The 15,256-nt window shown below is 39.1% G+C and carries 14 protein-coding genes and 1 other annotated feature; all 14 genes read left to right on the top strand.

Annotated features, from left to right (window positions below):
- Nucleotides 1–9: 9 nt before the first annotated feature.
- The 14 genes from LCP48_RS22840 (at nucleotide 10) to sigH (ending at nucleotide 15,196) form a co-directional block, all read left to right on the top strand.
- Nucleotides 10–552 carry a UvrB/UvrC motif-containing protein gene (locus LCP48_RS22840; RefSeq protein WP_004233574.1) on the top strand — a complete coding sequence of 181 codons (543 nt, stop codon included), beginning with the start codon at nucleotides 10–12 and terminating at the stop codon, nucleotides 550–552.
- Nucleotides 549–1,658, top strand: coding sequence for a protein-arginine kinase McsB (locus LCP48_RS22835; protein WP_004233575.1), 1,110 nt, complete (start codon nucleotides 549–551; stop codon nucleotides 1,656–1,658). The genes LCP48_RS22840 and LCP48_RS22835 overlap by 4 nt, the downstream gene beginning before the upstream one ends.
- Nucleotides 1,648–4,092, top strand: a complete 2,445-nt coding sequence (locus tag LCP48_RS22830) for an ATP-dependent Clp protease ATP-binding subunit (RefSeq protein ID WP_004233576.1) — start codon at nucleotides 1,648–1,650, stop codon at nucleotides 4,090–4,092. The genes LCP48_RS22835 and LCP48_RS22830 overlap by 11 nt, the downstream gene beginning before the upstream one ends.
- A gap of 91 nt (nucleotides 4,093–4,183) precedes the next feature.
- Nucleotides 4,184–5,560, top strand: a complete 1,377-nt coding sequence (radA, locus tag LCP48_RS22825) for a DNA repair protein RadA (RefSeq protein ID WP_004233577.1) — start codon at nucleotides 4,184–4,186, stop codon at nucleotides 5,558–5,560.
- Nucleotides 5,561–5,842: 282 nt separating this feature from the next.
- On the top strand, nucleotides 5,843–6,928 hold the full coding sequence (locus tag LCP48_RS22820) for a PIN/TRAM domain-containing protein (protein WP_004233578.1): 1,086 nt from the start codon (nucleotides 5,843–5,845) through the stop codon (nucleotides 6,926–6,928).
- Between the two features lie 11 nt (nucleotides 6,929–6,939).
- Complete coding sequence (ispD, locus tag LCP48_RS22815; protein ID WP_004233579.1) at nucleotides 6,940–7,635, top strand: 2-C-methyl-D-erythritol 4-phosphate cytidylyltransferase; 696 nt, start codon at nucleotides 6,940–6,942, stop codon at nucleotides 7,633–7,635.
- 312 nt (nucleotides 7,636–7,947) lie between these two features.
- Nucleotides 7,948–8,889, top strand: coding sequence for a serine O-acetyltransferase EpsC (gene epsC / locus LCP48_RS22810; protein ID WP_004233580.1), 942 nt, complete (start codon nucleotides 7,948–7,950; stop codon nucleotides 8,887–8,889).
- A gap of 141 nt (nucleotides 8,890–9,030) precedes the next feature.
- The gene (gene ispF, locus LCP48_RS22805) at nucleotides 9,031–9,507 is read left to right on the top strand and encodes a 2-C-methyl-D-erythritol 2,4-cyclodiphosphate synthase (RefSeq protein ID WP_004233581.1); all 477 of its coding nucleotides are present in this window, start codon (nucleotides 9,031–9,033) and stop codon (nucleotides 9,505–9,507) included.
- Between the two features lie 90 nt (nucleotides 9,508–9,597).
- Nucleotides 9,598–11,058, top strand: a complete 1,461-nt coding sequence (gene gltX, locus LCP48_RS22800; RefSeq protein ID WP_004233582.1) for a glutamate--tRNA ligase — start codon at nucleotides 9,598–9,600, stop codon at nucleotides 11,056–11,058.
- Nucleotides 11,059–11,108: 50 nt separating this feature from the next.
- Nucleotides 11,109–11,327: a binding site (T-box leader), on the top strand.
- Between the two features lie 60 nt (nucleotides 11,328–11,387).
- On the top strand, nucleotides 11,388–12,788 hold the full coding sequence (cysS, locus tag LCP48_RS22795) for a cysteine--tRNA ligase (RefSeq protein ID WP_004233583.1): 1,401 nt from the start codon (nucleotides 11,388–11,390) through the stop codon (nucleotides 12,786–12,788).
- Nucleotides 12,773–13,213 (top strand): Mini-ribonuclease 3, encoded by a 441-nt coding sequence (locus LCP48_RS22790; RefSeq protein WP_009373982.1) that lies wholly within the window; start codon nucleotides 12,773–12,775, stop codon nucleotides 13,211–13,213. The genes cysS and LCP48_RS22790 overlap by 16 nt, the downstream gene beginning before the upstream one ends.
- On the top strand, nucleotides 13,213–13,965 hold the full coding sequence (gene rlmB / locus LCP48_RS22785; protein WP_004233585.1) for a 23S rRNA (guanosine(2251)-2'-O)-methyltransferase RlmB: 753 nt from the start codon (nucleotides 13,213–13,215) through the stop codon (nucleotides 13,963–13,965). The genes LCP48_RS22790 and rlmB overlap by 1 nt, the downstream gene beginning before the upstream one ends.
- A 2-nt stretch (nucleotides 13,966–13,967) precedes the next feature.
- Entirely contained in the window at nucleotides 13,968–14,480 is a 513-nt protein-coding gene (locus LCP48_RS22780; protein WP_004233586.1) for an NYN domain-containing protein, read from the top strand.
- Between the two features lie 68 nt (nucleotides 14,481–14,548).
- Nucleotides 14,549–15,196: an RNA polymerase sporulation sigma factor SigH gene (gene sigH, locus LCP48_RS22775; protein WP_004233587.1), complete on the top strand. Its 648-nt coding sequence runs from the start codon at nucleotides 14,549–14,551 to the stop codon at nucleotides 15,194–15,196.
- Nucleotides 15,197–15,256 lie beyond the last annotated feature (60 nt).

Here is a 15,256-nt window from a genome sequence, read left to right as displayed (position 1 = left end):
GTGATGGAAATGATATGCGAACATTGTAAACAACGTAATGCGACAGTTACAGTAACACAAGTTCAAAGTGGGCAAAAAGTAGAGCATCATTATTGTGACGTCTGCGCCTCACAATTCCATCCATTTCATGCAGAGTTTAAACAAGAGCCAGTATCTATTCAACAGCTATTGTCTAACTGGTTTGGCTCTCCTACATGGCAAAAGGTGGGGGAAAAACAACAGGTACAACCACAGCAGCAAACATGCCCACAATGTGGATTTTCGTATAAGCAATTTTTAAAAGAAGGAAAATTCGGGTGCCCAAGCTGTTATGACACATTTGGAGATCATTTGCCAAAGCTTTTTAATCGTATTCAGGCAGGTCCACAACACATTGGTAAAATGCCTGGTGCTCGCAGTAATGTGTATGTTATTAAAAAGCAAATAGAGGATATCCGCAAGCGTATGAAATCCGCCGTAGATGAAGAACAGTTTGAAGAAGCGGCGAAGCTACGTGATGAAGTCAAAGAGCTAGAGAAGCATCTACAATTTGAAGGTGGTGATGTGACATGATGATTGAATCATTTTTAGAGCGTGCGACACCAACATGGATGCATATCAAAGATGATTACTCAGATATCGTCATTAGTACACGGATACGCCTTGCACGAAATTTAGATGGCTATCGTTTTCCACTAGCATTTTCAGAAAATGAGGCACTGCAAGTGGAACAGGCCGTTACACATGCAATCAGCGATAGCCCAACGCTTCAAAATGATTATGCTTATTTTGCTATAAAGGATTTAACCCCTTTACAGCGTCAAATTCTTGTAGAAAAGCATTTGATTAGCCCGCAACTGGCTAAAAAAGAGCAAGTGGGCTCTATACTACTCTCTGAAGATGAATCCATTAGCATTATGGTGAATGAAGAGGATCATTTACGCATTCAATGTATGACAGCAAGTTTTCAACTTCAAAGTGCCTATGAACAAGCAAATAAGATTGATCGTATCCTAGAGAAAGTATTACCATATGCTTTTCGAGATACTTTTGGTTATTTAACAAGCTGTCCAACGAATATTGGTACAGGGCTACGAGCATCCGTCATGATGCATTTACCCGCTCTTACATTAACTGGGCAAATGAATCAAATTATAAATGCCATGACACGCTTAGGAATGACTGTAAGAGGTATATATGGTGAAGGAAGCGAAAATTTAGGAAATGTTTATCAAGTCTCTAACCAAATTACACTTGGAAAGACAGAGGAAGATATATTAGCAGATATACAAAGTGTCGCTGAAAAGATTATTCAAAAAGAGCGGCATGCAAGAGGTAAATTAATGGAAAAGGCAGAGCTTGCGCTAGAAGATCGCGTATATCGAGCTTTAGGCACACTTACACATGCAAGAATTTTAACAAGTGAGGAAGCTGCTACTTGCCTATCTAATGTTCGTTTAGGAGTAGATTTACAATTGATTGATGGTATACAAGCAACGACCTTAAATGAATGTGTTGTTAGTATGCAACCAGGTTTTTTACAGCACTATGCAGGTGAGGCATTACCACCTGCTGAACGGGATCGTGTACGAGCGGAGATGCTTCGTGACGCATTATCCCAAGAACATGCGAATAAGCCTATAAATGGGGAAAAAGGAGAGGATTTATATGATGTTTAATCGTTTTACACAACGCGCGCAAAAAGTATTACAGCTTGCTCAGGAAGAGGCTATTCGTTGGAAGCACGAATCTATCGGTACAGAGCATATTCTATTAGGGCTTATACGTGAAGGCGGTGGTATTGCTGCGAAAGCGTTAGAAGCCATTGATATTAGTCCTCAAATGATTGAAGCTGGCATTGAAGAATTAGTTGGTAAGGGCAAAGAAGATGTCGGTCCAATCGTTCATTATACGCCAAGAGCTAAAAAAGTAATTGAATTATCTGTTGATGAGTCACGTAAACTAGGTCACTCCTATATCGGTACAGAGCATTTATTATTGGCGCTTATACGTGAGGGTGAGGGGGTAGCAGCTCGCGTTTTAAACAATGCGGGAGTCGGCTTAAATAAAGCTCGCCAGCAAGTATTATTGCTATTAGGTAATAATGATAATGCACAATCTGGCCAACAAGCAGCTCAAGCTGCCAATACACCAACATTAGATAGCCTAGCACGTGATCTAACACAAATTGCACGTGAAGGTACATTAGACCCTGTCATTGGCCGAAGCAAGGAAATTACACGAGTTATTGAGGTTTTATCGCGTCGTACGAAAAATAACCCTGTATTAATTGGTGAGCCAGGTGTTGGTAAAACAGCGATTGCTGAAGGATTGGCACAGCAAATTATTAATAATGAAGTTCCAGAAATCCTTCGTGACAAACGTGTAATGACCTTAGATATGGGGACAGTTGTTGCAGGTACAAAATATCGTGGAGAATTTGAAGATCGTTTGAAAAAAGTGATGGATGAAATTCGCCAAGCAGGCAACATCATTTTATTTATTGACGAATTGCATACATTAATTGGTGCGGGTGGTGCTGAAGGTGCGATTGATGCATCAAATATCTTAAAACCATCTTTAGCACGTGGGGAGCTTCAATGTATTGGTGCCACAACACTTGATGAGTACCGCAAGTACATTGAAAAGGATGCAGCCTTAGAGCGTCGTTTCCAACCAATCCAAGTGGATGAGCCGACAGTGGAAGAGGCTATTCTAATTATTCAAGGCTTACGCGATCGTTATGAAGCGCATCACCGTGTGAAAATTACAGATGAAGCGATTGAAGCAGCGGCAAAAATGAGTGATAGATATATTTCTGACCGATTCTTACCAGATAAAGCGATTGACTTAATCGATGAAGCAGGTTCTAAAGTACGCTTACGCTCATTCGCAGTACCACCAAACTTAAAGGCGCTTGAGGATAAGCTTGAAAATGTTCGTTCTGAAAAAAATGCAGCCGTATCAGGTCAAGAATTTGAAAAGGCAGCAGCGCTAAGAGATACAGAGCAAAAGCTGAAGGATGAAATTGAAGCTACTCGAAAAAATTGGAAAGAAGAGCAAGGTAAAGCCGAATCTAAAGTGACTGTGGATGATGTAGCAGCAGTTGTATCAATGTGGACAGGAATTCCAGTAGCTAAAATTGCTTCTGAAGAATCTTCGAAGTTATTACAGCTTGAAGAAGAGTTACACAAACGTGTAGTAGGGCAAGGAGAAGCAGTAGAAGCGATTTCTCGTGCAATACGTCGTGCAAGAGCAGGCTTAAAAGATCCAAAACGACCAATTGGCTCATTTATCTTCTTAGGACCTACAGGCGTTGGTAAAACAGAGCTTGCAAGAGCACTTGCTGAAGTAATGTTTGGTGATGAGGATGCGATGATTCGTGTTGATATGTCCGAGTATATGGAGAAACATTCGACTTCTCGTCTAGTAGGTTCACCTCCAGGCTATGTAGGCTTCGATGATGGTGGCCAACTGACAGAGAAAGTTCGCCGTAAGCCATATTCAGTCGTTTTATTAGATGAAATTGAAAAGGCACACCCTGATGTATTCAATATTCTATTGCAAGTGCTTGAAGATGGTCGTTTAACTGACTCTAAGGGACGTGTAGTAGACTTCCGCAATACAGTGGTCATTATGACGTCAAACGTTGGTGCAGATGCATTAAAATACCAAAAGAACCTTGGTTTCAATGTAGGTGGTGCAGAGTCTAAGCATAAAGACATGAAGGGTACGATGTTAGAAGAATTGAAAAAAGCATTCCGTCCAGAATTCTTAAACCGTATCGATGAAATGATTGTCTTCCACGCCTTAGAAAAAGAGCACTTAAAAGAAATCATTGCGATGATGGGCAATGCTTTAACAAAACGCTTGAAAGAGCAAGATATTTCGTTAGAGCTGACTGATGCAGCACTTGAAAAAATTGCTGAAGAAGGCTATGACCCTCAATATGGTGCTCGTCCACTACGTCGTGCATTACAAAAACAAGTAGAGGATCGATTATCAGAAGAATTACTAAAGGGTAATGTAGAAAAGGGTAATCAGGTTGTCATTGATTACGTAAACGATGAGTTTGTTGTAAAGAAAAAAGAGGGAGTTTCCATCTCTAAATAATTTCAAGAAAAGACAGTAAGGCTTTAAGTGCCAAGCTGTCTTTTTTTTTGTACAATTAAGGATAAGAACAAATATTCGAGGTGAAAGCAATTTGGCAAAGAAAAAAACGAAATTTGTATGTTCAGGCTGTGGCTATGAATCTGCTAAATGGATGGGAAGATGCCCTGGGTGTGGCGAATGGAATAAAATGGTGGAAGAAGTAGAAATGGTTGCAAAAGGCCCACGTGGAGCATTTCAACATTCTGCTACAGTTACTCAAAAGGCAATCCCCATTATCCAAGTGGAAGCTACTGAAGAATCGCGCGTAGCAACAGAAATGGGCGAACTCAATCGTGTATTAGGCGGTGGCATTGTACCTGGTTCTCTAGTATTAATTGGGGGTGATCCTGGAATAGGGAAATCAACATTACTATTACAGGTTTCCGCATTACTCTCGAATAAAGGGCATCGCGTACTTTATATTTCTGGAGAGGAATCTATTCGTCAAACGAAATTACGAGCAGAGCGTTTAGGAGTGATTTCTCAAGAGCTTTACATATACTCTGAAACAAACCTAGAGTTTTTAAACCAAACCATTGATGAAGTACAACCTAAATTTGTCATTGTCGATTCCATACAAACGGTTTTTCATCCAGAAGTAACAAGCGCCCCAGGTAGTGTCTCACAGGTTCGTGAATGTACAGCTGAGCTGATGCGAATCGCTAAAACAAAAGGTATTGCTATTTTTCTAGTAGGGCATGTCACAAAAGAGGGACAAATTGCAGGGCCACGTATTTTAGAGCATATGGTGGATACTGTACTGTACTTTGAAGGGGAGAGACATCATAATCATCGTATTTTACGAAGCCAAAAAAACCGCTTCGGATCTACAAATGAAATTGCTATATTTGAAATGCTTCAAGGTGGGTTAAAGGAAGTTCTAAACCCTTCTGAGCTATTTTTACAGGAGCGTTCACAAGGTGCGGCGGGGTCAACTATTGTAGCCTCAATGGAGGGGACAAGGCCAATCCTTGTTGAAATTCAATCCTTAGTTACGCCTACGAGCTTTAACTATCCTAAACGTATGGCCACAGGTGTCGATCAAAATCGAGTACAATTGCTAATGGCTGTACTAGAAAAGCGTATGGGTCTCATGCTACAAGCTCAGGATGCATATATTAAAGTTGCTGGTGGTGTCAAGCTGGATGAGCCAGCAATAGATTTAGCAGTGTTGACAAGCATTGTATCTAGTTTTAAGGATCAGGCAGTGCGTGCAACGGATTGCTTTATTGGTGAGGTCGGACTGACAGGTGAGGTCCGTCGGGTATCACGTATAGAACAGAGAGTCATTGAAGCGGCGAAGCTTGGATTTAAAAGAGCTTTCATTCCTTCTTCAAATATTGGTGGTTGGGAATTTCCGCAGGGAATTGAAATTGTTGGTGTAGAAACGATAAAAGATGCACTAAATGCATGCTTTAGAGAGTTATAAAGGAGGTTGTGCATGTTGGATATTATTCTGACATGCATTTTCCTTCACTTTTAATGCTAATATCGGAAACTCAAATAAAAGAATGAACGTCCTAAATAATAGCTGATGAATGAATAAAGGATTTTATCTAGTACGAACAAAATAGAAGTTTGTAAAATTTTGTCTAACTGTCTTATCCTTGTTTCACAACATCAAAAATAATGAGATTTTGACTGAGCTCATGAAAGATTTTCTACCGTAAACTATGTATAATCTTAACTAACCATTAGGAGGTGACAGCTTGTGAAAAAATTTGTTCAAATTGCGTTTTTACTGATTGGAGGAGCATTGGGCCTTGTTTTCTTACCGCCATTATACGAATTGCTTCATTTATCATCTAATCCTTGGCTAGATAATCCTTATGTATCAGTAGCTCTAGGCGCACTTTTACTGTTTACACTATCTTTTGCATTTTCCGATTACTTTGTAAGGCTCATTAGCTGGATGGAAGAAGTTCTGTTTAAGGTTCCTATCGGAGATTTATTATTTGGTACGTTTGGTTTAATAATTGGGTTGATTGTCGCTTACTTTTTAGGCTTTGCCATTGATAGTGTACCATTCCCTGTTATTTCGGAAGTACTTCCAATTATCCTGTCATTTGTATTAGGGTATTTAGGGTTCCGTCTAGGTTTTAGAAAAAGAGATGAGCTCATACAGCTTTTTACATTACGTAGTACCAATACGAAGAAAAAAGCTGCTGAAGGTGCTGAAGCTCAGGAGGTTCGTGGAAGCTACAAACTGCTAGATACAAGTGTAATTATCGATGGTCGTATTGCTGATATTTCTGAAACAGGCTTCATTGAAGGTATATTAGTTGTACCTCAATTTGTGCTCACAGAGCTTCAGCATATAGCTGATTCTTCTGATACCTTAAAGCGCACAAGAGGTCGGCGTGGTTTAGATATTTTAAAAAAATTACAAGATGAGCGTAAGACAAAAGTTGAAATTACGGATGAGGATTTTGAAGATGTACAAGAGGTAGATTTAAAGCTTGTCCGTCTTGCAAAAAAAATGGGCAATGATACATGCATCGTTACAAATGATTTTAACCTGAATAAAGTCTGTGAGCTCCATCATGTAAAAGTGTTAAATATCAATGATTTAGCGAATGCAGTGAAACCTGTAGTCATACCAGGTGAAGATATGCAGGTTGTGGTTATAAAGGATGGCAAAGAGCATAACCAAGGAGTTGCCTATTTAGATGATGGTACGATGATTGTGGTTGAAGGTGGTCGTAGTTACATCGGACAGGCAATTACAGTTACAGTTACTAGTGTGCTGCAAACATCGGCAGGTCGTATGATATTTGCTAAGCCGAAGGACGATTAGGATGTGGGGAAATGCAATATGAAGTGGTTCTACCTGCTGCCGGAAGTGGGAAGCGTATGGGGGCGGGGCAAAATAAATTATTTTTAAAGCTTTTAGAGAAACCTATTCTGGTACACACGCTAGAAGTGTTTCAACAAGATCCCGCTTGTACAGGTATTTGGCTCGCTGTAAAACCAGAAGAACGTGGATTTATTCAAAAAATGCTAGAGGACTATAGGATTACCAAAGTGAAGGGTTTACCTGATGGGGGTGCTGAGCGACAGCATTCGGTCCATTCGTGCATGAAAGAGATGCAACAGGTAGATATTGTGCTTGTCCATGACGCAGCACGCCCGTTTATTACGCATGATATCATTGCAAAGCTTGTACAGAACGCGCATAATCATGGTGCAGCAATTGCAGGGGTTCGTGCGAAAGATACGATGAAAAAAGTATCAATGAATGGCATTATAGAGGAAACGGTTGATCGAGAAAGCCTTTGGATGGTACAAACTCCACAAGCATTTCGTTTTGAATTAATTATGGAAGCGGAGGACGTAGCTGAAAAGGTAGGTTTTCTTGGGACAGATGAGGCAATGCTAATGGAGCGTCTCGGACATCAGGTACACATCGTAGAAAGTAGTTATGAAAATGTAAAAATGACAACACAAGAAGACTTAGTATTTGGTGAGGCAATCTTGCGTAAGCGTGGATCATTCAATCATTAAGAAATATTATTTATAGAGGCTATTCATTCGTAGTTTTTTGAGGATGGATAGTCTTTTTTATATGTTTTGTTTGGGAAAAATTATATGGTCAGAATGCCTTATTGCTTCGTAATCTGTTCATCCATATATGTATGATAATAATGACATAACTGCTAGTCTAATTAGAAACGAAGGGTAGAAGAGAAAAAAAGTTGGAATGCTCCAATAAAGTGGATTTTATCCATTTGTGATCGTTTTACGTGTAAAATGAAATAGTGGATATATGATTAATAAGGTAATAGAATAGATGAAAAGATGTGAGGGGTGTTTATTGTGTCATTAAATGATTGGTTAAATCAAAAGGTTCCAGAAATTACAGGTTCATTAACTAGTATAAATAAACAGTACATCGACGTTGACAACTCAATAGGCTTTGATGGACGAGATCGGGTTATAAAAATAATCGATAATTTCCATGAGGTGCTGTTTCCTGGCATTTATATGACAAGACCTATTGATGAAACAAGGGTGAACGTAGTTTGCAGTAATAAGCTGCGTGAAACAGCATTAGATTTGCGAGATATTATCGAAAAAGTATTATTTTATAATATGGAGGACAGTGATCCTGCCAATTGCGAGAAGTATTGCCGTGAACAAGCAGACAAAATTGTTATGAATTTGATTAATCGATTTCCTGCCATTCGCCAAGTGTTACAAACAGATATTCAAGCGGCATATAATGGTGACCCTGCAGCTCTTTCCACAGAGGAGATTTTACTAAGCTATCCATCTATTGTGGCTGTTTATATTCACCGCATCGCACATGAGTTATACGAAATGGGCGTACAAATTGTGCCTCGTATTATGTCAGAATATGCACACCGATTAACAGGTATCGATATTCATCCAGGGGCTACAATAGGAGAATCTTTCTTTATTGACCATGGAACAGGTGTCGTTATCGGTGAAACTTGTACTATCGGTAAGAATGTAAAAATTTATCAAGGTGTAACATTAGGTGCACTAAGCTTCCCGTTAGATGAAAATGGTAATCCAATTAAGGGCATTAAGCGTCATCCGAATATTGCTGACAATGTTGTCATTTATGCTGGTGCTACTATTTTAGGGGGCGAGACGACGATTGGGCACGATTCCGTCTTAGGGAGTAATATTTGGCTAACACACTCTGTTCCCCCGTATTCACGTGTCTATAATTCACAGCCATCTCCGAATATTAGCAACAGTCAAATGAAAAATATAGAGTATCATATTTAAAGAATATGGGGCAGTCTAGAGAGTGTAGCTTTCTAAACTGCCCATTACTGCTATAGGAGGATAATTATTAAAGCGCTTTTCAAACAACCTAGGGCAAATTTTGATATGATAATGATAAATATTAATTAAAGGAAGATGAATATGTTTCGAATTGGACAAGGTTTTGACGTACATGCATTTGAAGAAGGTCGTCCATTAATTATTGGGGGCATTACCATTCCGCATGAAAAAGGACTAGTAGGACATTCAGATGCGGATGTTCTCTTACACACTGTCACAGACGCGGCTCTAGGAGCAATTGGAGAAGGGGATATTGGCCGTCATTTTCCAGATACAGACCCTGCATTTAAAGATGCAGATTCAGCAAAATTATTAGAGTACATTTGGAAGATTGTTGAGGACAAGGGTTATTCTCTAGGTAATGTCGATTGTACCATTATGGCACAACGTCCTAAAATGGCACCCTATATTGGACAGATGCAACAACGTATCGCTGAATTATTACACGCAGAGCCTTCACAGGTAAATGTTAAAGCAACTACAACTGAACGATTAGGTTTTACAGGTCGCGAGGAAGGTATTGCGGCAATGGCAACGATTCTATTGATCAAGAAATAAATGTGGATGAACCCCGCTTTTATTTCCTGTAACAGAGTGGTAAAATGAACAAAGTCAATTTTTGATCGAAAATTTAGGAGGCTTTTAATTATGACGAAAGAAGTTCGCGTTCGTTACGCGCCATCTCCAACAGGTTATTTACATATCGGTGGAGCGCGTACAGCATTATTCAATTATTTATATGCAAAACATCATAACGGTAAATTCATTGTACGTATTGAAGATACGGATATTGAACGTAATGTAGAGGGCGGAGAAGCATCTCAGCTAGATAACCTAAAATGGTTAGGTATTGAATATGATGAGTCCATTGATATTGGTGGACCTTATGCGCCTTATCGTCAAATGGAACGTCTTGATATTTATAAAGAACACGCTGAAAAACTATTAGAGCAAGGTGTAGCCTACAAGTGTTTCTGTTCTTCTGAAAAGCTTGAAGCATCTCGTGAAGAACAAAAAGCAAGAGGTGTAGCGGCTCCTACTTATGATGGTACATGTCGCCACTTATCAGCAGATGAAGTCGCTGCTAAAGAAGCGGCAGGTGAGCCATACACAATTCGTATGCGTGTACCTGAAAATGTAACATACGAATTTGAAGATTTAGTTCGTGGACAAGTTACATTTGAATCTAAAGATATTGGTGATTGGGTACTTGTAAAAGCTAATGGTATTCCAACATATAACTATGCAGTTGTTTTAGATGATCACTTTATGGAAATCTCTCACGTTTTCCGCGGTGAGGAACATTTATCGAATACACCAAAGCAAATGATGATCTTTGATGCATTTGGTTGGGAATATCCACGCTTTGGTCATATGACATTAATTATTAACGAAAACCGTAAAAAACTATCAAAGCGTGATGAATCGATTATTCAATTTGTTACGCAATATAAAGATTTAGGTTATCTTCCAGAAGCGATGTTTAACTTCTTTGCGCTACTTGGTTGGTCTCCAGAGGGAGAAGAAGAGATTTTCTCAAAAGAAGAATTTATCAAAATTTTTGATGAGAAACGTCTTTCAAAATCACCATCTATGTTCGATAAACAAAAGCTAACATGGATGAATAATCAATATATTAAAAAATTGTCTTTGGAAGAAGTTGTAGCATTATCTTTACCACACCTACAAAAAGCAGGCTTATTACCTGAAGAATTGACTGCAGAGCAACATGCTTGGGCGACGGATTTAATTGCGCTTTATCATGACCAAATGAGCTTTGGTGCAGAAATTGTCGAATTATCTAGCCTATTCTTTAACGACCATATTGAATATGATGAAGAAGCAAAAGAGGTTTTAGCAGGAGAGCAAGTACCTGAAGTAATGGCAGCATTTAAAGCGCAATTGGAAGAGCTAGAAGAGTTTACACCAGATGCGGTAAAAGCTGCAATTAAAGCTGTACAAAAGACAACTGGTCATAAAGGTAAAAATCTGTTCATGCCAATCCGTGTTGTGACAACTGGTGAAACACATGGACCAGAGTTGCCGAACGCCATTTGTTTAATTGGTAAAGAGAAAGCAATTGACCGTGTAGAGAAATTTGCACAATAAAGATAAATTTATTGACAATTCATTCTTTCGTTGTAAAATGTATTTACATTGAAAAAGCGTTGATAAGGAGAAGTAAGTGGCGCATGCTCTTAAGAGAGGACCATCATCGGCTGAAAGTGGTCTGAGCCTAGGCAAAACTGAAATGCACCTTTGAGCATAAAGCTGAACGAGAGTAGGCTTTATCGAGTCATCCCCGTTAATGGATGTCCAAAGTGGAAGGCTTTTTGTCTTCAATCAGAGTGGAACCACGCAAATCGAGCGTCTCTGTCATTCCTTTTAGGAGTGATAGGGGCGCTTTTTTATTCAACAGAAAAGGAGAGTGAAACACAATGGGTATTCAAATTTTTAACTCATTAACACGACAAAAGGAAACCTTTGTACCGCTAGAAGAGGGCAAGGTAAAAATGTATGTCTGCGGTCCTACGGTGTATAACTATATCCATATTGGGAATTCACGTCCTGTAATTGTTTATGATACAGTACGTCGTTATTTTCAGTATAAAGGCTATGATGTAAAGTTTGTTTCCAATTTTACGGATGTAGACGATAAAATTATTAAAGCAGCAAATGAGCTTGGTGAAGAAGTGCATGAATTAACAGAGCGCTTTATTGCAGCCTATTTTGAAGATGTTACAGCACTGGGATGCAAAAAAGCAGATGTTCATCCACGTGTGACAGAGCATATGGACGATATCATTCAATTTATTCAAGTGCTAATTGAAAAGGGCTACGCTTATGAGTCTGCTGGAGATGTATATTACCGTACTCGTAAATTTGATGGCTACGGTAAATTATCACACCAATCAGTTGACGATTTAAAAATCGGTGCTCGTATTGAAGCGGGCGAGAAAAAAGATGATGCGCTAGATTTCGCTTTATGGAAAGCTGCTAAGCCAGGTGAGATATTCTGGCAAAGCCCATGGGGAGATGGCCGTCCAGGGTGGCATATTGAGTGTTCTGTAATGGCTCGTGAACATTTAGGAGATACTATTGATATTCATGCTGGTGGGCAGGATTTAACTTTCCCTCACCACGAAAATGAAATTGCTCAATCAGAGGCACACAATGATAAAACATTTGCGCGTTATTGGATGCATAACGGGTATATTAATATTGATAATGAAAAGATGTCCAAATCTCTTGGGAATTTTATTCTTGTGAATGATATCCGTAAACAAATTGACCCGCAGATATTGCGTTTCTTCATGCTATCTGTCCATTATCGTCATCCAATTAACTTTGCGAAGGATCTAGTAGAAGCTGCTGCGTCAGGTTTAGAGCGTATTCGTACAGCATACAACAATGTGAAGCACCGCCTTACGACTACCGTAAGCTTAGGTGATCATTCAGAAGAATGGCTGAACAAAATTACGGAACAAAAAGCGCATTTTGAAGAGGCAATGGACGATGATTTTAATACAGCCAACGCTATTTCTGTATTATTTGAAGTAGCTCGTATTGCTAACATTTACTTAAGTGAAGCCAATACTTGCAAGAAGGTATTAGAAACTTTTATTGAAACCTTTGAAGTACTAGGTGACGTCTTAGGTATTGAATTTGCAAAAGAAGAAGAACTATTAGACGAAGAAATTGAAGCATTATTACAAGAGCGCGTCGAGGCACGTAAAAATCGTGATTTTGCTCGTTCTGATGAGATCCGTGACCATTTGCAAGCCCAAGGTATCATTTTAGAAGATACACGACAAGGAACTAGATGGAAACGAGGGTAATTAAGTTGGATAAACTTCGCAATGAAGATGTTAAACAATTAAAAGCGCTGGCGTTAGCCTATATGGGTGATGCCGTATTGGAACAAAAGGTCCGAGAATATTTGCTACGCTCTGGTCGTGTTAAACCAAACACACTACATCGAGAGGCAACTCGCTACGTTTCAGCAAAAGCGCAATCTATGATCGTTCATCGCATGATAGATGAAAATTATTTAACAGAGGAGGAATTGGCTGTGTTCCGCCGTGGACGCAATGCCAAATCCGGCTCTGTACCAAAAAATACGGATGTCCAGACCTATCGTAATAGCTCAGGCTTTGAGGCAGTGCTTGGTAGTTTATATTTATTGAATGAACTAGAACGCGTCTACGAAATCATTGCATATGCTATTCAAATAATCGAGGAATCAAAAGGAGTGTCTAAATAATGGCAGAACAGAATGGTGAAATTATTGCCGGTAAAAACCCAGTGTTAGAAGCACTTCGTTCAGGCCGCGATATGAATAAAGTATGGATTGCAGAAGGAGTAAAGAAATCTGGCGTCAATGAACTGCTAGATTTAGCCCGTGAACGTGGTGTTATAGTTCAATTTGTCCCAAAAAAGAAAGTTGATCAATTATCAAGTGCTAATCATCAAGGAATCGTTGCTTCTGTTGCCGCTTATAAGTATGCTGAACTTGAGGATTTATTTGCAGCAGCGGCTAATAAACAGGAAGATCCTTTTTTCTTAATCTTAGATGAGTTAGAGGATCCTCATAATCTAGGGTCTATTATGAGAACGGCTGATGCTATAGGGGCACATGGTATTATTATTCCTAAGCGCCGATCAGTGAGTTTAACAGCAGTAGTGGCAAAGGCATCTACAGGAGCGATTGAACACGTTCCAGTTGTACGTGTAAACAACCTTGCTCAAACAATAGATGAATTAAAAGAACGTGGTATATGGATTGCAGGGACAGATGCAAAGGGATCTGCAGATTATCGAAAAATGGATGCAACATTACCATTAGCCATCATTATCGGTAGTGAGGGCAAAGGGATGGGGCGTTTATTAAAAGAGAAATGCGATTTTTTATATCACTTACCGATGGTTGGGCATGTCACATCACTGAACGCATCAGTAGCAGCGGCTTTATTAATGTACGAAGTGTATCGTAAACGTCAAGAAGCGATTGAGTAACAATGAAAAACATTTTGCTTGTTGATGGCTATAATATGATTGGATCTTGGAAAGAGCTGCGGCCATTGCGTGATACGAATTTTGAGGATGCGCGTAGAAGGTTGATAGAACTCATGGCTGAATATAAAGCAGCGATGGGTTGGCGCGTAATTATTGTTTTTGACGCACATCTTGTACCAGGAGTAGAGCAATCTTATATAGAAAATGATGTAGAAGTCATTTATACACGAAAAAATGAAACAGCAGATGAACGTATTGAAAAAATGACGCATGAATTAAAGGCTAGAAATATACAAATTCATGTAGCAACCTCTGATATGGCAGAGCAAAGTGTTATATTTGGGAATGGTGCCTTAAGGAAATCGGCTAGAGAGCTAGAAATTGATACAAGTATTATCCAACATAAAATTACTCACGATGTGAAGCGGAAGCAAGAAAGTAAGCCGCCTTCTCGTATAGAATTAAAGCCAGATGTTGCGCTCGCCTTTGAAAAATGGCGAAGAGGGTTGAAATGATTGATTGACGCATATTTTCCAATTCCGTTATACTGTTTCTAATTATCTGTTGTGGCTGAGGTGATACCATGTTTAAAAATAGCATTGTACAAGTGACACAAGATTTTGAACGATTCAATGATGAAGAGCTTATTGAAATGGTGCATCAAGGTAATACAGATGCGTTGGATTATTTGATTACGAAATACCGTTTGTTAGTAAGAGCGAAGGCAAGATCCTATTTTTTAATCGGAGCAGATAAGGAAGATATTGTACAAGAGGGCATGATAGGCTTATATAAAGCGATTCGTGATTTTAAAGGTGATAAGCTTGCATCATTCAGGGCTTTTGCAGAGTTATGCATTACAAGGCAGATTATCACTGCTATTAAAACAGCAACTAGGCAAAAGCATATACCTCTAAATTCCTATATTTCTTTGGACAAGCCTATATTCGACGAAGAGTCAGACCGAACGCTTATGGATGTACTAACGGGTGCTATTATGGATGATCCAGAAGAATTGATGATTCATAGAGAAGAGTTTGGATATTTAGAAGAAAAGATGAGTGAGATTTTAAGTGAATTAGAGCTACAAGTTTTAGCCTTATATCTAGACGGTCAGTCTTATCATGAGATTTCCGCCAAATTAAATCGTCATGTGAAATCTATCGATAATGCATTGCAGCGGGTAAAACGTAAATTAGAACGTCATTTAGTCCTTGAGGAAATGTCTTAGCCCATATAGGCTTTATTGACATTGACAAATATAGGTGTTAGTCTTAAAAAGACAAAGTGC

The organism is Lysinibacillus capsici, from assembly GCF_020217405.1.
GTDB lineage: Bacteria > Bacillota > Bacilli > Bacillales_A > Planococcaceae > Lysinibacillus > Lysinibacillus capsici.
This window is presented reverse-complemented; position numbering and strand designations above follow the sequence as displayed.